The sequence below is a fragment of the Brachybacterium tyrofermentans genome (assembly GCF_014897585.1).
Taxonomy (GTDB): domain Bacteria; phylum Actinomycetota; class Actinomycetes; order Actinomycetales; family Dermabacteraceae; genus Brachybacterium; species Brachybacterium tyrofermentans.
The window spans coordinates 92,940-117,239 of sequence record NZ_JABUXW010000015.1 but is presented as its reverse complement, the minus strand read 5'-3'; the positions used below and the strand labels follow the sequence as shown (position 1 = coordinate 117,239).

The 24,300-nt window shown below is 71.3% G+C and carries 22 protein-coding genes and 1 tRNA gene; 7 read left to right on the top strand and 16 right to left on the bottom strand.

All coding sequences use genetic code 11. The features are described from left to right. Positions 1-6: 6 nt before the first annotated feature. The 3 genes from INT49_RS12625 to pheA all read left to right on the top strand — a co-directional run bounded on the left by INT49_RS12625 (position 7) and on the right by pheA (position 2,277). Positions 7-546, top strand: a complete 540-nt coding sequence (locus tag INT49_RS12625; protein ID WP_193118096.1) for a GNAT family N-acetyltransferase — start codon at positions 7-9, stop codon at positions 544-546. An 82-nt stretch (positions 547-628) separates the two neighbouring features. Beyond that, positions 629-1,219, top strand: coding sequence for a GNAT family N-acetyltransferase (locus INT49_RS12620; RefSeq protein ID WP_226850436.1), 591 nt, complete (start codon positions 629-631; stop codon positions 1,217-1,219). Positions 1,220-1,296: 77 nt separating this feature from the next. Beyond that, positions 1,297-2,277 carry a prephenate dehydratase gene (gene pheA / locus INT49_RS12615; RefSeq protein WP_193118095.1) on the top strand — a complete coding sequence of 327 codons (981 nt, stop codon included), beginning with the start codon at positions 1,297-1,299 and terminating at the stop codon, positions 2,275-2,277. A 6-nt stretch (positions 2,278-2,283) separates the two neighbouring features. On the opposite strand, the gene INT49_RS12610 is transcribed toward pheA, so the two are convergent. Then, positions 2,284-3,498 carry a diacylglycerol/lipid kinase family protein gene (locus INT49_RS12610; RefSeq protein ID WP_193118094.1) on the bottom strand — a complete coding sequence of 405 codons (1,215 nt, stop codon included), beginning with the start codon at positions 3,496-3,498 and terminating at the stop codon, positions 2,284-2,286. 63 nt (positions 3,499-3,561) lie between these two features. On the opposite strand from INT49_RS12610, the gene serS reads away from it, so the two are divergent. Next, positions 3,562-4,824: a serine--tRNA ligase gene (gene serS / locus INT49_RS12605; RefSeq protein WP_193118093.1), complete on the top strand. Its 1,263-nt coding sequence runs from the start codon at positions 3,562-3,564 to the stop codon at positions 4,822-4,824. Between the two features lie 103 nt (positions 4,825-4,927). Continuing rightward, positions 4,928-5,794, top strand: a complete 867-nt coding sequence (locus INT49_RS12600) for an HAD family hydrolase (protein WP_226850434.1) — start codon at positions 4,928-4,930, stop codon at positions 5,792-5,794. A 52-nt stretch (positions 5,795-5,846) separates the two neighbouring features. Here the strand turns inward: INT49_RS12600 and INT49_RS12595 are convergent, their stop codons facing one another. Then, complete coding sequence (locus tag INT49_RS12595) at positions 5,847-6,794, bottom strand: NAD(P)H-quinone oxidoreductase (protein WP_193118091.1); 948 nt, start codon at positions 6,792-6,794, stop codon at positions 5,847-5,849. A 2-nt stretch (positions 6,795-6,796) separates the two neighbouring features. Continuing rightward, positions 6,797-7,774: an MDR family oxidoreductase gene (locus tag INT49_RS12590; protein WP_193118090.1), complete on the bottom strand. Its 978-nt coding sequence runs from the start codon at positions 7,772-7,774 to the stop codon at positions 6,797-6,799. A 77-nt stretch (positions 7,775-7,851) separates the two neighbouring features. Between INT49_RS12590 and INT49_RS12585 the strand changes: the two genes are divergently transcribed. Further along, positions 7,852-7,939, top strand: a tRNA-Ser gene (locus INT49_RS12585). 110 nt (positions 7,940-8,049) lie between these two features. On the opposite strand, the gene INT49_RS12580 is transcribed toward INT49_RS12585, so the two are convergent. Then, positions 8,050-9,003 (bottom strand): SDR family NAD(P)-dependent oxidoreductase, encoded by a 954-nt coding sequence (locus tag INT49_RS12580; RefSeq protein WP_193118089.1) that lies wholly within the window; start codon positions 9,001-9,003, stop codon positions 8,050-8,052. A 143-nt stretch (positions 9,004-9,146) separates the two neighbouring features. Here INT49_RS12580 and ptsP point away from each other — a divergent pair, with 143 nt between their 5' ends. Next, the gene (gene ptsP, locus INT49_RS12575; RefSeq protein WP_193118088.1) at positions 9,147-10,865 is read left to right on the top strand and encodes a phosphoenolpyruvate--protein phosphotransferase; all 1,719 of its coding nucleotides are present in this window, start codon (positions 9,147-9,149) and stop codon (positions 10,863-10,865) included. Positions 10,866-11,199: 334 nt separating this feature from the next. Here the strand turns inward: ptsP and INT49_RS12570 are convergent, their stop codons facing one another. From INT49_RS12570 to INT49_RS12515, 12 genes are all read right to left on the bottom strand, one after another. Then, the gene (locus INT49_RS12570) at positions 11,200-11,472 is read right to left on the bottom strand and encodes an HPr family phosphocarrier protein (protein ID WP_193118087.1); all 273 of its coding nucleotides are present in this window, start codon (positions 11,470-11,472) and stop codon (positions 11,200-11,202) included. A gap of 285 nt (positions 11,473-11,757) precedes the next feature. Continuing rightward, a complete protein-coding gene (locus tag INT49_RS12565) occupies positions 11,758-12,903 on the bottom strand; it encodes a mannitol-1-phosphate 5-dehydrogenase (protein ID WP_193118086.1) in 1,146 nt (381 codons plus the stop codon). Between the two features lie 4 nt (positions 12,904-12,907). Further along, positions 12,908-15,166 (bottom strand): PTS sugar transporter subunit IIA, encoded by a 2,259-nt coding sequence (locus tag INT49_RS12560; RefSeq protein WP_193118085.1) that lies wholly within the window; start codon positions 15,164-15,166, stop codon positions 12,908-12,910. Between the two features lie 256 nt (positions 15,167-15,422). Further along, a complete protein-coding gene (locus tag INT49_RS12555; protein WP_226850432.1) occupies positions 15,423-16,235 on the bottom strand; it encodes a TVP38/TMEM64 family protein in 813 nt (270 codons plus the stop codon). A 54-nt stretch (positions 16,236-16,289) separates the two neighbouring features. Continuing rightward, the gene (locus INT49_RS12550; RefSeq protein WP_193118084.1) at positions 16,290-17,102 is read right to left on the bottom strand and encodes a DUF1684 domain-containing protein; all 813 of its coding nucleotides are present in this window, start codon (positions 17,100-17,102) and stop codon (positions 16,290-16,292) included. A gap of 123 nt (positions 17,103-17,225) precedes the next feature. Further along, a complete protein-coding gene (locus INT49_RS12545) occupies positions 17,226-17,573 on the bottom strand; it encodes a GntR family transcriptional regulator (protein WP_193118083.1) in 348 nt (115 codons plus the stop codon). Next, on the bottom strand, positions 17,570-18,466 hold the full coding sequence (locus tag INT49_RS12540) for a hypothetical protein (RefSeq protein WP_193118082.1): 897 nt from the start codon (positions 18,464-18,466) through the stop codon (positions 17,570-17,572). Before INT49_RS12540 ends, INT49_RS12545 begins: the two co-directional genes overlap by 4 nt. A 262-nt stretch (positions 18,467-18,728) precedes the next feature. Next, positions 18,729-19,043, bottom strand: a complete 315-nt coding sequence (locus INT49_RS12535) for a putative quinol monooxygenase (RefSeq protein ID WP_193118081.1) — start codon at positions 19,041-19,043, stop codon at positions 18,729-18,731. Between the two features lie 139 nt (positions 19,044-19,182). Continuing rightward, the gene (locus tag INT49_RS12530) at positions 19,183-20,973 is read right to left on the bottom strand and encodes an ABC transporter ATP-binding protein (RefSeq protein ID WP_193118080.1); all 1,791 of its coding nucleotides are present in this window, start codon (positions 20,971-20,973) and stop codon (positions 19,183-19,185) included. Further along, complete coding sequence (locus tag INT49_RS12525; protein ID WP_226850429.1) at positions 20,970-22,697, bottom strand: ABC transporter transmembrane domain-containing protein; 1,728 nt, start codon at positions 22,695-22,697, stop codon at positions 20,970-20,972. Before INT49_RS12525 ends, INT49_RS12530 begins: the two co-directional genes overlap by 4 nt. A 139-nt stretch (positions 22,698-22,836) precedes the next feature. Continuing rightward, the gene (locus INT49_RS12520) at positions 22,837-23,739 is read right to left on the bottom strand and encodes an SDR family NAD(P)-dependent oxidoreductase (RefSeq protein WP_193118079.1); all 903 of its coding nucleotides are present in this window, start codon (positions 23,737-23,739) and stop codon (positions 22,837-22,839) included. A gap of 4 nt (positions 23,740-23,743) precedes the next feature. Continuing rightward, the gene (locus tag INT49_RS12515; RefSeq protein ID WP_193118078.1) at positions 23,744-24,262 is read right to left on the bottom strand and encodes a MarR family winged helix-turn-helix transcriptional regulator; all 519 of its coding nucleotides are present in this window, start codon (positions 24,260-24,262) and stop codon (positions 23,744-23,746) included. Positions 24,263-24,300 lie beyond the last annotated feature (38 nt).

Sequence of the window (24,300 nt, the reverse complement as noted above, 5' to 3'; positions counted from 1 at the left end):
GAGTCGATGATCCGACTCCGAGCACTCGACCCCCAGGATGCCGATGCCTTGCTGCTCGGTCAGGACGACGCGCTGGCGCGGGAGATCAGCGGAGGCCGGTGGGACCGCGCGGCGCTCGTTGCCTTCCTGGACCGCTGTTCACGGTGGAGCAGCGACGGTCCGATCCGTGAGTACGCCGCGGTAGACGGGATGGCCTCGGGCGGGGACGAGCACCAGGACGGGGACGGGGTCGGAGGCGGGCGTCTGCTCGGCGGCGGCGGTCTGAACCGCCTGGCGCCAGGAGTCCAGCGGGGCCACGCCGCGATGACCTACTGGGTGCTCCCAGCTCATCGGGGGAAGGGTCTGGGGCAGGAGATCGCGTCAGCGCTCGTCGACTGCGCCCGCGGAGACCAACGGATCTCGCAGCTCGTGCTGTTCATCGCGCCGCACAACGATCCCTCCCGAGCCGTGGCCCGCAATATCGGCGCGGCTCCCACCGGCACTCCCGAGCGGCACCCTGCCGATCCGGCGCGGGTCGTAGACCGCTGGGTGCTCGACCTGCGCTGAGCCCGACCCTGATCTCCGGGAATCTGCATCTCCGCGTCGGGCCACAGCAATCCGTGCTCCGCCAGCCTGGCATCCTGGGCCGATGAGTCCTGCACTCCGCCTGGTCCCGCCGTCCGTCTCCCGCCACGCGGCCTTCGTGGACTGCCTCGCCGACTTCGCCGGGACGGCGATGGACGGCTCGAGCATCTTCGACCCCGGCATCCCGCCGGTGGGCGACGGAGAGTTCATCGACTTCGTGACCGCGCGCCTGGCCGAGGAGGATCCGAGCACCGAGCTCGAAGAGCCCTGGGTGCACTGCACCAGCCGCTGGATCATCGCGGCCGACGGGTCGAGCGACGGCTCATGTGGAGTTGACGATCCGGGAGCCGAGATCCTCGGCTTCATCGTGATCCGCCACCGCCTGACCACCTACCTCTTCGATCAGGGCGGGCACATCGGGTACTCAGTGCGGCCATCCGCCCGGAGGCAGGGGATCGCCTCCGCGGCCCTCGAGCTCGGCCTGGCCGAGGCGCGGGGGCTCGGCATCAGCCCTGTCCTGGTCACCTGCGATGAAGACAATGTCGCCTCCCGCCGCACGATCGAGAAGGCCGGCGGGCAGTACGAGAACAGTGTTGAGGGGAAACGGCGCTATTGGATCGATGACGGGACCAGGCCGGCACGCCCCTCGTCCTGATCGCCAGTGCGCAAAGAGGCCGGTCCGTCCTGGGCCGCGCGGCGGAACTGCGCCCGTGAGCAGTAGTGTTGGCTCCCATGCGGTACGGATACCTCGGCCCCGAGACCACCTTCACCCACCAGGCGCTCCTGCAGGCGCTGGCGGTCATGCCCCGCGAGGTCACCGACACGGTGGAGCAGGTGCCCTTCACCGCCGTCGCGACCGCGACCACCGACCTGCTCGCCGGGGACATCGATGCGCTGATCGCGCCGATCGAGAACTCCGTCGAGGGCGGGGTCTCCGGCACGCTGGACGTGCTCGCCGCCACGGACTCCATCACCATCGTCGCCGAGCAGATCGTGCAGGTGACCTTCGTGCTCGCCGCCCGCGAGGAGACAGCGCTGACGGACCTCCGCGTCGTCTCCTCCCACCCGCACGCCCAGGCTCAGGTCCAGGGCTGGCTGCGCGGCCACGTCCCCTCGGCGAACGTCGCCACCGCCTCATCGACCGCCGCGGCCGCCCGCGACCTCGCCGCGATGAGCCCCGAGGAGGCCCGCGGCCGCGCCGCCGTCTGCTCGCCCCTCGCTGCCGAGCACTTCGGCCTCACGGTGCTCGCCGAGCAGATCGAGGACAACGCCGGCGCGCAGACCCGCTTCGTGCTCGTCACCCGCGAGGGCCGCATCCCCGCCCGCACCGGGGCGGACAAGACCACGCTCGTCGTCCAGCTGCCCCACAACCGCTCCGGCGCCCTGCTCGAGACCCTCGAGATGTTCAGCGCCAACGGCGTGAACCTCTCCCGCATCGAGTCGCGCCCCATCGGCGACTTCCTGGGCCGGTACTCCTTCTCGATCGACGTCGAGGGGCACATCGAGGACCGTCGCGTCGCCGCCTCCCTGCGGGCGCTGCACCGGATCTGCCCCGTCGTGCACTACCTCGGCTCCTACCCGCGCATCGACGGGATCAGCTCCGAGACGCGCGAGGAGTTCGCCGACGACACCTACGACGAGGCCCACGCCTGGATCGAGTCGCTGACCGGCATGGTCACCCCGCCCTCGACGGGGTCACCGAGCACGGACTGACGGCCCTCAGGGCTGGTCCAGATCCGTTCCCGCGGGAACGCGCAGGCGCAGCACGCCCGGGTCGATCCGGGCGATCAGATGGGTCGCCTCAGTGTCGGTGTCGCCGTCGAGCTGCACGGGCTGGGCCTTCGTGGTCGCGACCCGCACCTCGGTGGCCTGGTAGCGGTTCATCGTGGACAGGCGCGTGGTCTCTGCGAGCTTGCCCTTCGGGACCAGCTTCGGGTTCACGACCTCCGTGACCACCTGGCTGAAGCCGGCGGCGCCCTTCCACCCGGCGACCACGATCTCGAGGCGGCCGTTGTCCGCTGTGGCCTCCGGCATCAGCACGAAGCCGCCGGGAAGTCTGCCCACGTTGCCCAGCAGCACGGTGCGCGCCTTGTGGGCCTGGCGGGTGCCGTCGGGGAAGTCCAGCATGACGTCGACCGAGCGGCCGAGGATCGTGCGCACCCCGCCGACCACATAGGCGATCCACCCGAGGCGCTTCTTCAGGGTGTCGTCGGTGTGGCCGATCATCTCGGCGTCCGCCCCGAAGCCGGCGATGACCAGGAAGATCTGCTCAGCGGATGCGGCCGCCTCGGAGACGGAGCCGCCGCTGCGCAGCCAGCCCACGTCGATCTGTCGGTCCTCGCCGCTCAGCGCCGCGGTCATCGCCGCGGTGGGATCCTCCAGGGGGATGTCGAGGTTGCGGGCCAGCAGGTTGCCGGTCCCGGCGGGGATGATCGCCATCCGGGTGTCGGTGCCGGCGAGCACGGAGGACACCAGGCGCACGGTCCCGTCGCCGCCGGCGGCGACCACCAGATCGGCGCCCTCCTGGAGAGCACGACGGGTCTGGCCGCGGCCCGGATCCTCCACCGTCGTCTCGTAGAACTCGACGTCAGCGCCCCCGAGGTTCTCGACGACCTCGCGCACGCGGGTGCGGAACATCTCGGCGTCGTCGAACTTCGAGGGGTTCAGGACCACCGCGACCCGGTGGATGCTGTCAGCGGGCGAGTCGTCGTGGGGGTCCGCGTCGGCCCTGGCAGCACTGTCGACGTCGGCGGACGTACCGTCCCCGGCCGCGCCGGCTCCCGCACGTGCGCCCGAGCCCTCCGTCGCGGCCCGCAGCGCGGCGATCTCGCGACGGTGGCGCCCCAGGTGCCGCAGCACCACGACGAGCAGCACGACGGCGACGACGGTGACCACGATCGAGGCGATGCTGAGGTAGAGCAAGGTCTGGTCCATGGTCACAGAGTACTGACGGCGAGGGCCGGAGAGCACAGGCCCCTGCGCGGGTACCCTGGTGCAATGATCGATCTGCGGCTCCTGCGAGAGAATCCCGATGCCGTCCGCGATGCCCAGAAGGCGCGCCGACGAGACCCTGCCACCGTCGACGCCGTCCTGGCGGCCGATTCCCGCTGGCGCGAGGCGACCGGGTCCTTCGAATCCGCGCGCGCCGAGCAGAAGGCCTTCGGCAAGAAGGTCGCCCAGACCACGGGCGAGGAGAAGCAGGCACTGCTGGCCGAGGTCAAGCAGCTCGCGGCCGACGTCAAGCGCCTCGAGGCGGAGGCCGGAGAGGCCATCGCCGCCCGTGACAGCGCCCTGCGCGCCATCCCCAACCTCGCCGAGGGCGCCCCCGAGGGCCTCGAGGAGGACTTCGCCCTCCGCGAGACCGTCGGCGAGAACCCCCGTTTCGACCACCCGGTCAAGGATCACCTGGAGATCGCCGAGGGTCTGCGGGCGATCGACATGGCCCGCGGCGCGAAGGTCTCCGGCTCACGCTTCTACTTCCTGCGCGGCGTCGGCGCCCAGCTCGAGCTCGCGATCCTGAACTCCGCGATCGACCAGGCCACGAACGCCGGCTTCACCCCGATGATCACCCCCACCCTGGTGCTCCCGGAGTCGATGGAGGGCACGGGCTTCCTCGGCGAGCACGCCGACGAGGTCTACCACCTCGACAAGGACGACGACCTCTACCTCGTCGGCACCAGCGAGGTGGCCCTGGCCAGCTATCACAAGGACGAGATCCTCGACCTGTCCGGCGGCCCGATCCGCTACGCCGGCTGGAGCGCCTGCTACCGCCGCGAGGCCGGCAGCTACGGCAAGGACACCCGCGGCATCATCCGCGTCCACCAGTTCCACAAGGTCGAGATGTTCAGCTACTGCCGCATCGAGGACTCCTACGCGGAGCACGAGCGCCTGCTGGACCTCGAGCGGGAGATGATGGCGCGCATCGACGTGCCCTACCGCATCATCGACACCGCCGCCGGTGACCTGGGCACCTCCGCCGCCCGCAAGTTCGACTGCGAGGCGTGGATGCCCAGCCAGAACACCTACCGCGAGCTCACCTCCACCTCGAACACCACCCAGTTCCAGGCTCGGCGGCTGAACATCCGTGAGCGCACCGACGACGGGCTGCGCCCGGTCGCGACGCTCAACGGAACCCTCGGCACCACGCGCTTCATCGCCGCGATCCTCGAGAACCACCAGCAGCCCGACGGTTCTGTCGTGGTCCCCGAGGGCCTGCGCCCCTACCTCGGCGGGCGCGAGACCTTCGAGGTCGTGGCCTGACATGCCCAGCCTGTCCGGACGCGGAGCCCTGCGACGCCTGCGTGATGCTGTCCGTCACCGCCGGTTCACCCGGGTGTCAGACGGCGCTGAGACACTCGGGGGCATGGATGCTGCCACGGCGATCACCGACCGCGATGCCACCCGGACCCGTCTGAAGGAGCATCTCGGTGCCCTGCCCGGCGAGCGACTGCTGATCGGGCTCGACGTCGACGGCACGCTCGTCGACCACGACGGCGTCATGTCCCCGCCGATGCGCCGCGTGCTGCAGCGTGCCGCCACGGAGCACACCGTCGTCATCTCGACCGGTCGTTCCCTCGGAGCGACCCTCCCGATCGTCGAGGCCGCGGGTATCACCCGCGGGTACGCGGTCTGCTCCAACGGGGCGGTCACCCTGGAGCTGGATCCGTCGGCCGACGGCGGGTACCGCATCATCGACACCCGTGCCTTCCGGCCCGGCCACGCCCTGCGCACCCTGCGCGAGGTCGCGCCCGACGCGCACTACGCGGTCGAGATGGTCGACGGCTCCTTCCAGGCCACCACCGGCTTCCAGGACGCCAGCTTCGGCGTGCAGGCCCAGGAGAAGCCGCTGGAGGACCTCCTCGAGCTCGAGGCGGTGCGCGTGGTGGTGCACGTGCCGGACCTCAGCCCGCAGGAGTTCAGCAAGGTCATCGCCGAATCCGGCGTGCACGGCGTGGAGTACTCGATCGGCTGGACGGCCTGGCTCGACATGGCCGCCCCCGGCGTCTCCAAGGCCACCGCCCTGGAGACGGTGCGCGCGGATCTGGGCATCGAGCCGGCGCACACCGTGGCCGTCGGGGACGGCTTCAACGACACCGAGATGCTCCAGTGGGCCGGCGTCGGGGTGGCCATGGGGCAGGCGCCCCAGGGCGTGAAGGACGTGGCGGACACCGTCACGGACTCCGTCTACGAGGACGGCACCGTGCTGGTGCTGGAGACCCTGCTGGGCTGAGCGGGCTGCAGGGCTGATCAGACTGCTGGGTCGAGCCCTCAGCCCTCAGCCCTCAGTCTTCGGGCGAAGCGATCTCGAGGACGACCTTGCCGAGATGGCCGCCCTCGCGGAGCACCGTGTGGGCGTCGGCGGCCCGCTCGAAGGGGAAGCGGGCGTGGATCGGGATCCGCAGGGAGCCGTCCGTGAGCAGCGGCCAGGCCAGGGCCTGGGTGGCCTCGAGGATCTCGCGCTTGGCCTCGGTGCGGCGGGAGCGCAGCGTGGTGCCGATGACGCGGCCGCGCTTGCCCATGAGCAGGCCGATCGGCAGCTCGCCGCTCGCCCCGCCGAGGGTGCCGATGATGACCAGGCGCCCGTGCTCGTGGAGCATCCCGACGTTGTCCGCGAGCGTGGGCCCGCCCACGACATCGAGGATGACGTCGGCCCCGCCGGTCTCGCGCACCGCCTCGAGCAGATCGGTGGTGTGGCGGTTCCAGGACATGTCGGCGCCCAGACCGCGGGTGGTGGCGATCGCCTCGTCGGAGCCGACGGTGGTGAGCACGCGGGCACCGAGGTGCCGTGCCAGCTGGATCGCGACGGTGCCGATGCCTCCGGTGCCGCCGTGGATCAGCACGGTCTCGCCCTCGACGAGTCCGGCCTCGAGCACGAGGTTTGAGACCACGGTCGCGCACACCTCGACCACGCCGGCGGCGTCGACCAGGTCCATCCCCTCGGGGACGGGGAGCAGCTGCCCCTCGGGCACGGCGACGACCTCGGCGTAGCCACCGCCGGCCAGCAGCGCCACCACGGCCTCACCGGTGTCACGGCGGTGGCCGGAGACCTCGAGCCCCGGCAGCTCCGACGCATCCGGCGGCGGGGGATACATGCCGGCGACCTGGGCGAGGTCCGCACGGTTCACCCCGGCGGCGATGACGTCGACCAGCACCTCGCCGGGCGCCGTGACGGGTTCGGGGAGATCGACCAGCTCGAGCTGGTGATCCTCGGTGATGGAGAGCGCGCGCATGGTCACTGGGTCACATCCACGATCGTGCGGCCACGGGTCTCGCCGGCCAGGATCAGCGGGGCGAACGCGATCGCCTCCGACAGGCCGATGCCGGTGGTCAGCGAATCGAGCAGGTCGAGGTCCAGCTCCCGGGTGAGGGCCTCCCAGGCGCGCTCGCGCAGCGTGAGCGGGGCCTCCACCGAGTTCACGCCCGCCAGGGTCACGCCGCGCAGGATGAACGGCAGCACGGTGGTCGGGAGGTCCGTGCCCTGGGCGAGCCCGTAGGCCGCGACCGTGCCGCCCCAGGCGGTCTGGGCGAGGACGTTCGCGAGCGTGGTGCTGCCCAGGCCGTCGATCGCTCCTGCCCAGCGCTGCGACTGCATCGGCTTGCCGGGCTCCTCGGAGAGCTCGGAGCGGTGGATGACATCGGCCGCGCCGAGATCACGCAGGTACTCCCCGTTCTCCTCATCCCGTCCGGAGGACGCCACCACGCGGTGGCCGCGACCGGCGAGCAGCGCGACCGCGATCGAGCCGACTCCGCCGGAGGCGCCGGTGACAAGCACATCGCCGCTGCCGGGCTCGATCCCGGTGTCCTCGAGCCGCAGCACCGAGAGCATCGCGGTGAACCCGGCGGTGCCGATCGCCGCGGCGCGGTCGGGGGAGATCTCCGCCGGGAGGCGCACCAGCGCGTCGGGCCGCACCCGGGCTCGGGTCGCGAAGCCGCCGTGGAGGGACTCGCCGATGCCGTCGCCGTTGAGGATCACGAGGTCGCCGGCCGAGTACTGCTCGGCCTCCGAGGCCGTCACCCGCCCCACCAGGTCGATGCCGGGGACCAGCGGGAAGGAGCGGGCGATACCCGTGCCCGCGATCGCCATCGCGTCCTTGTAGTTGTAGCTCGAGAAGAGCACGTCCAGCTCCACGGGCCCGGTGAGCAGGGACTCACCGGCATCCTCCACGAAGCGGGCGTCGGAGTCCTTCGAGTCGATCAGTACGGCGCGCATGCGGGGTGAACCTCTCCCTCGGGTGCAGATCCCGCCACCCTAGTCCCGGTACACTTCTCGAGGGCCTCCGGGCCCGGGGAGGGTTGTCAGAGCGGCCGAATGAGTTGGTCTTGAAAACCAATGTGCGGTCACCCCGTACCGCGGGTTCGAATCCCGCACCCTCCGCTGATCGACGACCGGCCCCGGGCATCTCGTGCAGATGCTCCGGGGCCGGTCGTGGTCCGAGGGCCGCCGGCGGCAGGTCGCGGTCAGAGGGATGCCGACAGCAGGCCGGCTCACGGCCGGGTGTCGGCGCCCCGCGGTGTGCTGGGCAGGCCCACCTCGGACCGCGCCCAGCCCGCGACCTCGCGGGCCAGGTCGCGGTCCTGGGCCGCAGCCGAACGCCGCAGGAACGTCGGCCGGCCCCGCAGCGCTCCCCGCCCGTCCGGACCGATGTAGGAACCCGGCGGCAGCGGCTGGGTGGCGGCGAACAGGACTGAGGCGGCGCCGCGCTGCGCCGACATCGCGATCGGCCGGGTGACCTCGGTGACCAGTCGGTCCAGCCGTGCGGACCCGGTCGCGTTCTGCAGGTTGGTGAGCACCCAGCCCGGATGCACGAGCTGCAGGTCCACGCCTGAGCCATCCGTTCCTGAGCCCTCCGCCCGGAGCCGGTCGGAGAGCTCACGGGCCCACAGCATCGTCGTGAGCTTCGAGCGTCCGTAGCCGGCGCGCAGCGACCAGCCGCCGCGTCGGAAGTGCGGATCATCCAGGTCGATCGACCCGAAGGTGTGCGCATCGGAGGCGACCACCACCACCCGCTCCCGCACCAGCGGCAGCAGCGTCTCGGTCAGGAGCAGGGGAGCGAGGGCGTTCACCCCCAGCATCCGCTCGGAGCCGTCAGCGGTCTCCTCGCGACGCCGGGTGACGGCCCCGGCGACATGGATCAGCAGGCCGATCCCGCTCGGGCCGACGAGACGCTCGATCTCCTCGGCACCCGTGCGCACCGCCGACAGATCGGCGAGATCCAGAGACGTCAGGCGCACGGCTCCTCGTCGGCCGGTCTCCCGAATGATCCGCTGCGCGACCACCTCGCCCTTGGCGCGCGTGCGCACCGGCAGCACGAGGTCAGCGCCCCAGTGGGCCAGCTGCAGCGCCGCCTCCCGGCCCAGTCCGTCGCTGGCGCCCGTCATGACGACGGTGCGACCGGTGAGATCGGGCTCGGGCAGGTGCTCCCATTCCATGACGTTCATCGCGTCATCGTAGGGACGCCGGCTGGACGGGCGCCGGGCCCCGCACTCCGGAGGGCACGACACTCCGCGTAGCATGGAGGGGTCGCCTGGCAGGCCGTCCGGCTCCTGCGGCGCAGCCCCCGGATCCGCAAGGAGAATCAGCGATGGCCCAGTACACAGGTGTTGCAGTCAGCCCCGGCCGCGTAGTCGGCACGATCCGCACCATGGCGCCGCCGGTCGCCGAGCCGCCCGTGACCGAGAAGCTGCCCGAGGGTGCCGATCCCGCCGTCGAGGCCGAGCGCATCCCGGCCGCGGCCGCCGCCGTGCAGGCCGCGCTGGTCCGCCTGGCCGAGCGCGCCAGCGGGGACGGGAAGAAGATCCTCGAGGCCACCGCGCAGATGGCCGCAGACCCCTCGCTCACGCAGACCGCGCAGGGCTTCGTGCTCTCCGGCGGCAAGTCTCCGGCCCGCGCCGTGTGGGAGGCTGGAGACCAGGTCGCCACGATGCTCGAGGGCCTCGGCGGCTACATGGCCGAGCGAGCCACCGACGTGCGTGACGTGCGCGCCCGCATCGCCGCCGAGCTGCGCGGTGAGCAGGCCCCCGGGATCCCCGGCCTCGAGGAGCCCTTCATCCTCACCGCTATCGACCTCGCCCCGGCGGATACCGCCACTCTCGACCCGCAGCGCGTGATCGCCCTGGTCACGTCAGACGGCGGCCCCCAGTCGCACACCGCGATCCTGGCCCGTCAGCTGGGCCTGCCCGCGATCGTCGCCGCCAAGAGCATCCATGAGTTCGCCGACGGCACCGAGGTGTTCGTCGACGCCGGCCTGGGCACCATCACCGACGAGGTCACCGAGGAGCATCACCGTTTCGCCGAAGCCTGGACCGAGCTGCAGAAGAATCCCCTGACCTATGAGGGCGGCGGCGGTGTGCTGGAGGATGGCACCCGCGTGCAGCTGCTGGCCAACATCGGCAACGCGGCCGACGCCGAGAAGGCCGCCGCTGCGAACGCCGACGGCGTGGGCCTGTTCCGCACCGAGTTCCTGTTCCTGGACCGCGAGGACGAGCCGTCCGTCGAGGAGCAGACGGCCGCCTACTCCGCCGCCTTCGCGCACATGGCCGGCAAGAAGGTCGTGGTGCGCACGATCGACGCCGGAGCCGACAAGCCGCTGCCCTTCCTCACCGATGCCGACGAGCCCAACCCGGCGCTCGGCGTGCGCGCCTACCGCACCTCCTGGGAGAAGCGCTCGGTGCTGACCAACCAGCTCGACGCGATCGCAGCCGCCGCGAAGCAGTCCGAGGCCACGCCCTGGGTGATGGCCCCGATGATCTCGACGGTCACCGAGACCGAGGACTTCGCAGCGCTGTGCCGCGAGCGGGGCCTGGAGCCCGCCGGGATCATGGTCGAGACGCCCTCGGCCGCGATCACCGCGGACCGTCAGCTGGCCGCCTGCGACTTCGCGTCCATCGGCACCAACGACCTCACCCAGTACACGATGGCCGCGGACCGCCAGCTGGGCTCCCTCGCTCACCTGAACAACCCGTGGCAGCCGGCCGTGCTCGCGCTGGTGGGGGCCACCTGCGCCGGCGCCCGCGTCGCCGGGGGAGACCCCGAGGCGTTCGGCGAGAAGGCCAACAAGCCCGTCGGCGTGTGCGGCGAGGCCGCCGGCGACCCGGGCCTCGCGGTCGTGCTCGTGGGCCTCGGCGTGAACAGCCTGTCGATGACCCCGCGCTCGCTGCCGGCCGTCGCCAAGGTGCTCTCGACCGTGACGCTCGAGCAGGCCAAGGAGCTCGCCGCGAAGGCCGTCGCCGCCCGCACCGCGGAGGACGCCAACCACGTCGTGCGCGCCGGCCTGCCGATCCTCGGCCAGCTGGGCCTCTGAGCGCCTGACCCCGGAGACGCGCGGGTGCCTCTCGCGCGTGCTCGCCGAATCCCCGAGAGCATGTCCGTAGCGGCACGGTCTCGGGGATTCGGTGCTTCCATAGTGGCCCGACTCGCGTCGACACGGCCCCGGAGCGCCGAAACCCTCGATATACACCATCCACGGTGCATATCGAGGGTTTCGACGAGCCAGACCGGTGTGGCGGCCGCGGTGCGGGCGTCATCGGGCGGACTGTGGCCGGGGCAGAGCCCTGAGGCCTGCAGAATCCTGTCGCCGAGGAAGAACCCGGGACCAGGGCACAACCCCGGGACCGGGTCGGTGCCCGGGGGAGGGCTCAGTCCTCGGCGTCGAGGTCCTTCTCGAGGAGATCGGCCAGGGCGTTGACCGACTCGTCGGCCCCATCACCCTCGGCACGCAGTGTGACCTCGTCGCCGTGACCGGCGCCCAGGGTCATGAGCATGAGCATGCTGGAGGCCTGCACGGCATTGCCGCCGGACTTCTCGATGGTGACGGTCGCGCTCTGCTCGGCGGCGGCCTGCGCGAAGATGCCCGCGGGGCGCGCGTGGAGCCCGGAGGCGCTGGCGATCTTGACGGTGCGCTCTGCCATGGTGTGTGCCTTTCGACGGGCCGCCGCGCGGTTCGCGACGGTGGGGCGGCGCGGTCTCCGCGCCGAGTTCTTACAGTGTCCTCTGGAAATATACCGGTCTGTCCCGTGAGCCTGGGGCCCAGCGGGCAGACCATCGCTCGGGAGTGGGAAGAGTCCCCACTGTGCGTCGATCGCGCCCTCGCGGGACGGCGCGCTGCACCCCTCGCCGCACTCCGAGCCGGGACGGCCTGAGGGCGGTGTGGGGAGGGTCGACGCGAGCCGAGTGCGGCGCCCGTCGACCCACTTTCACAGGGTCGACTGCCTCGCGGCGACGGCGTCGCGCACGGCGGCGAACAGCGGGTGCGAAGGCTCCAGGCCAGTGATCTCGGCCGTGGCGGCGTCGGCGTCCTGCGAGCGTAGGATCTCCTGCAGCCGGTCCACCTCGTCGTCACCCTCTGGGGTGAAGGCGAGCGCCGCCGAGAAGGAGGCGAGCAGGCCCTGATATCCCAGCCCGTGCTCGGCGAGCTCGGCGGCCGGGCTGATGATCCGCTCGTTCCGGGAGAGCTTGCGCAGGGGCGCGCGCCCCACCCGCTCGACCGGGTCCGGCAGGGCGGTGTTCGCGAAGCGGCCCAGCACCTTCGTGCGGTACGAGGCCATGTCCTCCTCGGAGAAGCCGTGCTTGGCGACCAGCAGCGCGGAGGTCTCCGTGAGCACCGAGGTGACTCGGCCGTGCACCGCGGCATCGGAGATCGCGTCGGCGATCGTCGTATGGCCGGCGGCCCAGCCGTGCCAGGCGGTGGTGGCGTGGCCGGTGTTCACCGTGAACAGCTTGCGCTCGATGTACGGGCCGAGGTCGTCCACCCAGGTGATGCCCGGGACGTCGAGCTCCTGGCCGGCGAAGGGCGTGCGGTCCACGGCCCACTCGTAGAAGTCCTCCACGGTGACGTCCAGGCCTGCGCCCTCGGCCTGCACCGGCACGATGCGGTCTACCGCGGTGTTGGAGAACAGCGCCTTGTCGTCGAGATCTTCGCCCTGGTAGTTGGCGCGGATCTCCTGCTCCAGCAGATCGGTCGCATTGATCGCGTTCTCGCAGGCCATGACGGCCAGGCGAGGGGCCCCGGCAGGGCGGGCCGCGATGCCGGCGGCGATGTTCGGTGCGACGAAGCGCAGGATGTGCGCGCCGACGGCGGTGGTGACGACGTCGGCCGACGCGATCTGCTCGGTCAGGCCCTCGGGGTCCTTCGTTGAGTTGATCGCGCTGAACCCGTCGACGACAGTCCGGGTCGGGTTCTGGCCGACGGTGCGGACCTCGTAGGAGTCCGCCTCCTGCAGCTGGGTGATCAGGGCGTCGGCGACGTCCGCGAACACCAGCTCGTAGCCGGCCTCGTGGAGCAGCAGTCCCACGAAGCCGCGGCCGATGTTCCCTGCGCCGAAATGCACTGCCTTGGTCATACGATCACTCCTTCTCGTCGCCGAAGATCGCCAGGATCTCCTCGGCGCTGGTGGCCTGCTCGAGGCGCTCGACCTGGGCGGGATCGGAGAAGGTCATGGCGACCTTCTGGAGCAGCTCGAGGTGTTCGTTGCCGACCCCGGCGATCCCGATCACGAACTTCGTGGGGTTGCCGTTCCACTCGATGCCGTCGGGGAAGCGCACGAACGACATCGCCGAACGCTTGATGGTGGACTTCGCATCGTTGGTGCCGTGGGGGATGGCCAGGCCGTTGCCCATGAACGTCGAGACCGTGGCCTCGCGGGCGTGCATCGCGTCGACGTACCCCTGGTCCACGGCGCCGGCGCCCACCAGCAGGGCCCCGGCCTCGTCGATGCCGGAGGCGGAATCGGTCGCGGTGCCGGTCAGGACGATGCTCTCGGGGGAGAGGATCTCCGGAGAGGCATTCGTGGCATCGGGCGTGCCGGTTGCGGCGCTTCCGTCGGACGAAGCGCCGGCGGCTCCTGCCTGCTCCTCCCGCGACTGCTCCGCCGCTCGACGGCCGTGGCCCTCGGTGGCTGCAGCTCCGGCGGCTCCCGCCCCGGCACCGACTGCTCCTGCCCCCGCAGCCGCAGCCGTGGCTCCGGCTCCGGTTCCCGCTCCGGCCGTGCCGGCGCCAGCGGCGTCGGCGGTGGTCTCTGCGGGGGCCGACTCGGCGGCATCGTCGGCCTTCGGATCGTTGCGCTCGTGCACGAGCTCCACGACCTCGTCATAGCGCGGGGAGTTCATGAACTGGTCCACGCTGACGTGCACGGCGGAGCCGGTGCGCTGGCGGGCCCGGTCGGTGAGCTCCTTCTGGGTGACGACGACGTCCCACTCGTCGTTCAGCGAGGAGATCGCCTTGTTGGTGACCTCGACGTCGTCGAAGCCGGCCGCGCGCACCTTCTTGCGCAGCACGGTCGCGCCCATGGCGGAGGAGCCCATGCCGGCGTCGCAGGCGAAGACGATCTTGTCGATGCGCCCGGTGTGGCCGGAGCCGTCGGCGGCGGCCGCCGCTCCGGCCCCGGCACCCGCGCCGGTGAGGGCGCCGGCGACGGAGGACTTCTTGCCCTTCATCTCCTCCATCTTGGCGGTGGCGGCGGCGATGTCGCCGTCGTCCTGCTTGCCGATCTTCAGGAACAGCGTGGAGAGCAGGAAGCTCACCCCGGCCGCGGCGAGCACGGCGAGGGTGATGCCCAGGTAGGAGTCGCGGGCGGCGACCCCGTAGATCGCGAGGATGGATCCCGGGGAGGCGGGTGCCTTGAGCCCCGTGTTGAAGAGGACGTTCACGAACACGCCGGACATGCCGCCGCCGACCGCGGCGAGGATGAGGATCGGCTTCATGAGCACGTAGGGGAAGTATATCTCGTGGATGCCGCCGAAGAACTGGATGATCGCGGCGCCCGGTGCGGAGGCGCGTGCCGCGCCGCGACCGAAGATCGTGTAGGCGAGCAGGATGCCGACCCCCGGTCCAGGGTTCGACTCGAGCAGGAACAGCACCGACTTGCCGTTGGTGGCGGCGTCGGCGATGCCCAGCGGGGTCAGCACACCGTGGTTGATGGCGTTGTTGAGGAAGAAGACCTTCGCGGGCTCGATGAGGATCGAGACCAGCGGCAGGAGGTGCGCATTGATCAGCGCGGCGACCCCGTTGGCCAGCAGAGTCATCAGGGCGTTCACCAACGGGGCGAGACCGAAGAAGCCCGCCGCCAGCATGATGAAGCCGAAGATCCCGGCGGAGAACATGTTCACGAGCATCTCGAAACCGGCGGGGATGTGGTCCTGCCACAGGCGATCGAGCTTCTTCATGATCCAGGCCGCGAGCGGCGCCATGATCATCGCGCCGATGAACATGTGCACCTCGGGCAGCGCCGCGAAGTCGGCTTCGGCCTTTCCGCTGGCGAGCCATTCCTCGAGAGCTGCGGCGTTGTCCTGGGCGATCAGCCAGTCGGAACCGGCGATCACACCCATGGTCGCGATCACGCCGACCACGGCGCCCCGCGCCTCGTAGATCATGCGGCCGCCGGTGTTCGCGATCAGCAGCGGCAGCAGGTAATGGATCATCGGGCCGACGGCGCTCTCGAGTGGAGCGTTCGGCGTCCAGCCGTCCTCGATGAAGAAGGCGGTGAGGATGCCCCAGGCGATCAGGGCCGGGATGTTCGGCATCACCATGTTCGACAGCGAGGTGCCGACCTTCTGCAGGGCCACGCGCGGGCTGAACCCGCGCTTGGCCTCGGTCTTTGTAGTCATGACACGTCCTCAGGGATGGCCGGGGACCACGGGCCGGGGTCTCCGGAGGGCGACGGCGTGCGCCGACTGGCGCACTGCGGCCGGGCGGGGCGATCTCCGAGCATGGATCTGAGGAGGGGCTCCGGCGGCGTGAGAGCAGTCTAGTCCTGGCGACGGCCCGGAACAGGCACCCCGGGACTCGGCATCCGTCGAGGTGGCGCCGAGGAGTCCGTGCCGAGGAATCGGAGTGGGGGATCGGCCGACGGGGACGGGGCGCTCAGGCGTCGGCGGTGCGGGTGGCCCGCCAGCGGCGGTAGGACATCAGGGTCAGGATGATCACGATGATCCAGGAGATCACCACGGCGATGCCGTGGCCGATGCCGGGATTGGCGAGGAAGGAGCCGATCGCGATGAGGGAGATCTGGCCGGGCAGGGCGGACAGGGCGGTGGCGATGAGGAAGTCGCGGCTCGTGATGCCCAGTGCGCCGCTGCCGTAGTTCACCGGCCAGTACGGGATGCCGGGCATGAGGCGCAGCGTGCACACGGCGTAGAAGCCGCCGTTCTCCAGCTGGTCCTCGACCATGTCCGCATGCGAGCCGAGACCCTTCATCACCGTCTCGCGCCCCAGGCCGCGGGCGATCCAGTAGCCGCCCCAGCAGCCCAGCACCACGCCGATCATCGACAGGACTGTGCCCAGCGGCAGCCCGAAGAGCATCCCGCCGGCCACGGCCATGATCGTCACCGGGATCGGGGTGAGCGCGACGACGGCGTAGAGGCCGATGAACGCGAGCGGACCCCAGGCGCCGAGCTCGGCGAACTCGGCGCGCAGCTCGTCGAGCGATGGCAGGCGCACGTTCAGCGCGAGCCAGATCATGGCCAGCACGGCGACGACGAGGGCCACGTTGCGCAGCACGGACCCCCACGGCACGCCGCCCCGTCGGCCCCGGCCCGACGAACGGTCATCGGCGGATCCGGTTGCTGCAGTTCCAGTCGGAGCGGCCTCTGCCGCAGCAGTTCCGGTCGCATCGGCTCCGGGCTCAGCGGGGCCGGATGCGGGCTGCGCGGGTCGCGCGGAGGAGTTCTCGAGCATCCCGCGATCCTAAGGTGCTGGCGCTGTTCGTGCAGTTCCCGCCGTTTCCGCCGTTCAGCGCTCCGTGGGCTCCACCCGGGACTCCCCGGCCCGCACCGCGAGCGGCAGGTGATTGCCCACCGGCGGCCGGGGGCAGGTGCCCCAGGCACTGAAGGCCGAGGGGAAGTTCAGGGAATAGTTGAGATCCACCCGCACCTTGTCGTCGTCGAGCTGTGCGCTCACCTGGCGCCAGTCGGCGGTGTCTGTCCCGGAGGTCTCGTCGGTGAACAGGATGCTCGACTCCCCGGTCAGCACGAGGTCCACGGCCGTGCCGTCGATCTCGAGGGTGGCCACACCGGGGGAGGGCAGTTCCTGCTGCAGCCACGGCATCGCGGAGTCGACCGTCACGGTGGTGGTCTCGCGCCGCCAGGTGCCGGTCAGCACGAGGGCCGGGTCGTAGTCGAAGGTGGGCACGCCGTCGAAGGCGGTCAGGCGCGGGGCCGACGGGTCGAGCAGACGCAGGCCGATCCGGCCACCGCGACGGATCACGTCGATCCTCACGTCCTCGCCGTAGCTCGCCAGGCGCACATCGCCGGTGCCGGTCACGGTCACGGTGGTGCGGTCGGCGTCCTCGTGGACCTCGACGTCAGGGGCCTCGGCGAGCACCGTCAGATCCGTGCCGTCGAGGTGGACGACAGCGCGATCGTCCACGATCTCCCAGCTGCCGGGCACGCCCTCGAGGCGCTGAGGACCGGCCGAAGGATCGATCCACCGGATCCCCACCTGGGCGAGGATGCCGTGGGGAGCGGCCAGGGACTCGTCGCGACGGCGGCGGAAGCCCTGCCAGGTGGTCGTGGCGCTGTCAGGGGTCTGGGCGGTGGTGCTCATGGGCGTCTCCTCGCTCGGTGCGTGTGCCTCGAGTCTGCCTCTGGAGGGGGCTGCCGTGCACGGGGCGCGTGATCTGCGGACACAAAGCAGTCGGCAGGGAGCTCGCGGTGTCACCACGCGGTGTCACCACACGGCGCGGAGCACCCGGATGGCGGCGTCCAGGTCGAGACCGTCCTCGCGCGAGCTCGAGGCGAGGCGTCGCGCGGCGCGGGCGACGGCGGGGGAGACGGGGGAGGCCTGGTCGCTCACCCGGGACCCGGAGCCGGCGCGGGAGACGATCAGCCCGCTGGCCTCCAGCGCCCGGTAGGCCTTCGCCACGGTGCCCGGGGCGACCTGCAGATCGGTGGCGAGCTGCCGGACGGAGGGCAGGCGGTCCCCACGGGCGAGGGCGCCGGTCGTGATCAGCCCGGCGATCTGGTCGTGGATCTGCTCGGCCGGGCTCCCACCGGCCGGGGTGATCTCGATGATCATGCCGACTCCCGAGAGGTCCTCGCGGACCGAGGGAGAGCCGTCAGCGCGGTGTAGACCCAGAGCCCCAGGCCGATCGCCGCGAGGAGCGGGGCACCGTATTCCAGGAAGGGTGCCAGGTCGGAGAACGCCGAACCCGTGGAGAAGTGCTCTCCCGATTCGGCACCGACGGTGAGACTCATCGTGGACGTCGACTTCAGGAGACGGAGGACCGACGCGAGGTGGAGCAGCAGCGCTCCGGTCGTGATGCGGGCGACGTTCGTGCTCCGCAGGCGGCGCTGCGCGATGTCCTGCTCGACGTCCTCCGGATGCGGCGGCCGGGCGATGCCCGCCCATGCCATCACTGTGGCCGCGAGCAGGATGACCAGGGTGATCATCGGCGCCAGGGAGTAGTGCCAACCGTAGAAGTCGGTCTCTGCGCCCCCGCTGCCCAGCTCGATGACATAACGCGTGAAGTGGCCGGCCTCATCACGCTCCGAGACCAGGCCGGTGGCCACGGTGATGGTGACGACGAGCGCGAGCACGATCCCGAGGGTCACCATCCATGGCCCGCTCAGGAACGAGGTCCAGGTGCGCCGCGTCAGCTGGGCCCCGTTGGAGCGACGGTCGCGCGCAGGGAGTCCGAGCAGGAGCACCGTGAGGACCCCGAGCGCCAGCGGCAGCACGAAGCGCACGGCGGCGTACACGTCCCAGGGGAAGGACTGGAGGTCGGTGACATACATCGGGATCAACGGGGACGTCGAGAACACGATCATGATCAGCGACGAGGCGCCGGCAGCCAGAGCGGTCACGAGGCCGACCGGCCGAGCGAGGCGGGGGAGCCTCCTCCGCAGGACGAGTCTCAGCAGCGCCGCGCCGAGCACGCCCACGACGAGGGGGATGTACAGGAACCACATCGGAAGAAACCTCGATCCGTATCAGTCAGGTGACACAAACCGTATCAGCTGATTAGTACGTTATCGAGGGTGAGCAAGTCAGCGCCACCGGCCCGCGGCGGTCTCGATGGTGGCCTCGATGGGGTGCCGGCGTGGTGGCTGTGCTGGCTGTAGCGGCACCGATGGTCACCCTGGTGGCGGCCGCTGAAAAACAGAAGCGGCCGACGGGATGGTCCCGTCGGCCGCCGCGCTGTCGAGCTGGTCGTGCAGCAGCTCTGTCCGCTCAGAGCAGGCCCTGGGCCTCCGTGCCGGCGGGGATGGGGGTCATGCGGGTGACCAGGCCCGGCTTCTCGACGAGGTCGGCGACGTCGGCGCGGAAGATCTTCACCTGGTCGCTGTTACCGTGGGCGTCGAGCGCCTCGACGGAGGACCACTTCTCGATCATGGTGATCGTGCCGTCCTCGGCGTCGTGGATGGAGTAGAGCTCGCAGCCCTCCTCGGTGTGCACGGCGGCGATGCCGCGCTGCATGGCGTCCGCGAGCTTCTGCTTCTTGCCGGGCTTGGGGTAGAAGATGGCGGTGACGACGACAGCGGTCATGGGGGCTCCTGGTGCTGATCGGGGTGGGGTCCTGAGCATCCATCCTGCCTGGTCGAGCCGCTCGACTCCACCCCGTCCCAGCAAGGCGACCTCCGCGACGGCGACGGTTGTGGGGCCGACGCCTCGCGGCGGATCGCCCTCACCGTGCGGTCCAGGCCTCCCAGAGCGTCGCGTAGAGGCCGTCGCCGTGGCTGAGCTCCTCGTGGGTTCCTGATTCGACGATCCTGCCGCCCTTCATCACCAGCACGCGGTCGGCGGTGACGGCCTGGGACAGGCGATGGGCGACCACGAGCCCGCCCCGGCCCGTGAGCACCCCGCGTGCCGCGGTCTCGAGATCTCGGGCGCCGGAGGAGCCGGCCTCCGCCGTCGCCTCGTCGAGGACCACGAACTCCGGATCCGCCAGGACGATGCGGGCGAGAGCCAGCATCTGCTCCTGCATGGCGGTCAGCGGCTGCCCGCCGTCGCCCACCACGGTGTCGGTGCCGTCGGGCAGACTGCTCACCCAGCGGTGCGCCCCGACGGTGCTCAGGGCGGCGAGGACGGCACCGTCGTCGGCCTCCGGGGCGGGCACGCGCACGTTCTCCGCGATGGTGCCGGCGAAGACGTGCACCTCCTGGCTGACCATCGAGATCCGTCGTCGCAGTGCAGGGGCGGAGAGGTCGCGAACGGCGTCGGCTCCCAGACGGACGGTCCCGGTCGTGGGCGGCACGGTGCCGGCGGCGATCTGGGCGAGCGTCGATTTGCCGGCGCCGGTGGCACCTACGACGGCGACCACCTCGCCCGGCGCGATCCGCAGATCGACCGCGGCGAGCACGGGGTGGTCGACCTCGTAGGAGTGCCCGACGTCGTCCAGCAGCAGCGAGCCGTCCTCCGGCGGCAGCGTCTCGAGGGCCGGGGCGCCCGCCGTCGCCGCGATGCCGACTGGTTCTGCCGCACGTGCTGATCGTGTCGACGACGACGGCAGGTCGATCACGCCGACCATCCGTGCGAGCGAGGCGCCGGCGGACTGGATCTCGTCGAACATGCCGACCAGTGCGCCGATCGGATTGAACAGGCGGTGGAACAGCAGCGCTGCGGTCGCGACGCCGCCGGCCGTCAGCCCACCGGACTCGACCAGGAGGAACCCGGCCACCAGGAGGGCGGCGAGGACCACCGCCTCGGCCCGGTTGTTGCGCGAGAAGGCGCGGGTGAGGAAGCGGAACACGTCGATCGACAGGGTGCGCGCATGGGCCGACGCGGCGTCGATGCGCTCGAGCTCGACCCGTTCGGCCTCGTACGCCCGCAGGGTGGTGGCGCCGCCGATGCCGCCGAGCATGCGCTGCGAGCGCACACCGAACGCGATCCGCTCCTGGGCGTAGATCGGCCCGGAGCGGGGCAGGTACCAGCGCAGCGTCAACGCGTACATGGGGACGGCGACGAGGCCGACGAGACCCAGCCTCCAATCCACCACCGTCATGCCCGCGGCGGAGACCACCACCACGAAGAGCGACTGCAGGAACATCGGCAGGATGGCCGAGGCGGCCTCGGTGACCACGCGGGAATCCTCCGCGACACGGGAGACGAGATCTCCGCGCCCTCCGCTCTCGACCACGGAGGAGTCGACGGCGAGGGCTGCGTCCAGGACGTCCTCCCGGAGCGATGCGACGGCCGGCTCCGCGAGCGCGCCCATCCACCAGCGGCTCAACCAGGTGCCCAGACCGCCCACGATGCCGGCGACAAGGATCCAGACGGCGCCCTGGACCACCGGGCGCATCGAGGTCTCGACGCGCAGCGCGTCCACGAGCCCGCCCACGACCCAGGGGCCGACGAGGCCGGCCAGCGCGGTCACGAACCCGGCGACGGCGATCAGGAGCAGCAGGAGGAGGCGGCCGGACAGGAGGGGGCGAAGAGCCGCGAGGACTCGCCGCCGGGAGGCGGTGGGCAGGATCATCGCTCACCCCCGGCGGTCTCGTGGTCCTGCTCGCCGGCCTGCTCGCGGTCAGGGCCCGTCAGGGTCGGGACGCGAGTCACGGCCGAGGCCGCCGCCGCTGGATCCGGGTCCGGATCGGCGGATCCCTCGGCGTGGATCTCGTGGATCTCGTCGGCCAGAGCACGGAAGGCCGGGGAGGAGGTGAGCACGAGGGTGGTGCGGCCGGCGCGCTCCCGCTGCACGCCCCGCGCGATCTGCCACTCGGTCACCGAGTCGACGGCACTGGTGGGGTCCTCGAGCACCAGCACCTCCGGGTCCGCGTACAGGGCACGGGCCAGGGCGATCCGCTGGCGCTGGCCGCCGGAGAGGTTGCTGCCCGCCTCACGCACCTCGTGGTCCAGGCCGCCGGAGACCACCCCGAGCACCTCCGCTGTACCTGAGGCAGCGAGCACCGACCCGGGCACCGGGGTGCCCGGGTCGTGGAGCATCGTGATGTTCGAACGGATCGTGCCGGCGAAGAGATCCGCCGCATGCGGCGCGCTGATCATCGCCCCGGCCAAGGGGCGGGCGATCTCGTCGCGGCGGGAGTCGCCCACGAGGATTCGATCCGCGCCCGCACCGCCCGAGAGGGCCCGGGCGAGCCGGAGGGCCACCGCGGGCTCCGAGACGTCCAGGACGCACAGCGCCCCGTCGCTGATCCGCAGGTCCACCATGTGGTGGATCCCGAGGTCCAGGGAGTCGACGGCGACCGCGGAGCCGGTGGGCAGCGGCCCCGTCGGCTCGACGGATCGACCGCCGCCCAGAAAGTCCGCGATCTTCCCGGCCGCGCCATGGGAGCGGGCGAACACGGTCATCGTCATGGTGAGGGTCTGGATCGGCTCGGAGAAGAACACGGCCACGCCGATCACCGAGACCAGCTGGCCCACGCTGAGGTCGCCCGTGGTCACGCGCCAGCCCGCCATGAGCACCACCCCTGCGAGGATCACGCCGACGCCGAGGGCGCCGAGGCCGGAGACCCGACCGGAGACATCGGCCGTGCGGACCCCGGCGGCGGCCGCGTCGGCGGAAGCGCGATGGTAGCGCTGGGAGGCCCAGCGCTCACCACCGATGGCCTTGAGGATCCGCAGGCCGCCCATGGTGTCGCTCGCGACCGCGCCGGCCTCGGCGACCGCCGCCTGCTGATCACCGCTGCGCCGGGAGATCGCCCGGGAGGGGCCGGCGACGACCAGGAGCGCGAGGGGGACCCCGAGGATCACGACCAGGCCCACCGGCAGATCGACCCACAGCAGGTATGCGGAAGCGCCGGCGATACCGATGAGCGCGGAGCCGCCGGAGGCGAGCTGTCGGAAGATCATCGCGGCGACGTCGGCGTCCGCCGAGGAGAGCGACAGGACCGCGCCCGGCCGGCGCCCATCGAGCGCGCCGCGGCTCAGCAGTGCGTGGCGTGCCACCTCGACCCGCAGGTCGTGGGCCTCCAGCTGCAGTGCCGTGTTCATCCGTCGAGCCCCGAAGCGATAGGCGAAGGAGAGCACCGTGAACAGCAGCAGGAGGCCGGCGATCGAGAGCAGCAGGGCGGCGCGGTCCCGGGGCACGATCGCGTGGTCCACGATCAGCCCGATGGAGATCGGCACGAGAGCCTCGCAGAGCTGCCAGGTGGCCATCAGCAGCAGGCCCGGGACGACGAATCGCAGGCGGCGGCAGATGGCCCGCCGGAGCAGGGAGCCGCTGGTGGGTGAGGTGGGCATGGGGCCTTCGAGAGGAAGAGTCGTCGCAGCCGGGTCCGGCGCTATGAAGGCAACCCTAACCTGAGGTGGAGGGGGGGGGGCGAGGGCGGTCACCGGCGCCGAGAGGGGCGCGGCACTGGGTGCCGTGCGCGGCTCGCGCTCAGGCGGTGTGCGGCAGCCCCACCAGCTCGGCGCTGCGCTGCCACAGCGCCTCGGCGAGCTCGAGATCGTCGGCCTGTGGGTTCACGGCCATGGTGGGCCGGTCCTGGTCGTAGTAGCGCCCCGAGGTCCAGGTCGAGCCCGGAGTGCCGGTGAGGAACCAGGCCAGGGTCGCTCCGCCCCGCTCGGGGCTGATCATCGGCGCGAGGCGTGCCAGCGGTGACTGGTAGAGCCAGCGCATCGGGCTGCGAGAACCTGCGGAGAAGCTCGTGCGCACCAGCCCGGGGTGGAACGCCGCGGAGGAGATCCCCTGGTCGTGGAACTTCGCATGCAGGCTGCGGGTGAACAGCACGTTCGCGAGCTTCGCGTCCCCGTAGGCCTTGCGCGGGCTGTAGCGCTTCATGTTGTCGAGGTCCTCGACGTCGAGGTGCCCGAAGAGCCGGTTCGCCACGCTCGAGGTGTTCACGACCGCGGCGCTCCCGGCCAGCAGGCGCGGCAGCAGGAGGTTGGTGAGCAGGAACGGGGCGAGATGGTTGACCTGCATGGTCTTCTCGAAGCCGTCGACGGTGGGGGTGCGGTCACCGAAGATCCCGCCTGCATTGTTGGCGAGCGCGTCGATGCCGTGCCCGGCCGTCGCCTCCGAGAGCTCCTCCGCGAGGCGGCGCACGTCGTCGAGGCGGGCGAAATCGGCGACGAAGTGCTCGGCGCTGACGTCTCGCGCGACGGCCGCGGTCTTCTCCGGCGAGCGGCCCACGAGGAGCAGTCGGATGCCCGGGCCTGCGAGCTGACGGGCCGCGGCGGCGCCGATACCGTCGGACGCACCGGTGAGGACGATGGTCCTGAGGCTCGGGCTCGGGCTCGGGCTCGGGGTGGGGGCGGGGGAGTTCGTCGTGCTCTGCTCCATGGGGTCAGTCCTTGCTCGTGTCGTGGGCGGAGACGTCGCCCGAGTTCTCCAGGAACCGCTCCAGCAGCTCCGCCAGCGCAGTCTGCTCCTCGCGGCTGAGGCGGGCGTCCAGCAGCTCCTGTTCGCCGTGCGCGTGCGGGACCACGACCTCGTCCACCAGCTCCCGGCCGGCGTCGGTCAGGCGCACGAGCACGCGACGGCGGTTGGAGGGGTCCATCGTGCGTTCGAGCAGGCCCTTGTCCTCCAGGCGCTGCAGGCGGTTGGTCATCGCAGCGCCGGTGACCATGCTCGATGCGGCCAGCTCGCCGGGCGTGAGCGTGAACGGCGTCCCGGAGCGGCGCAGGGTGGCGAGGGTGTCGAACTCCCCGCGATGCAGGCCGTATTCCTGGAACGTCGCCTGCAGGGTGCGGCTGACGATCTCCCCGACGCGGGAGAGGCGGCCGATCACCCCCATCGGGGTCGCGTCGATGTCCGGGCGCTCCCAGGCCCACTGGGCGAGGAAGTCGCTCACGCGGTCGGCCATGTCATCGCCTCCAGAATATTCGATGCCTAACTGTTTGA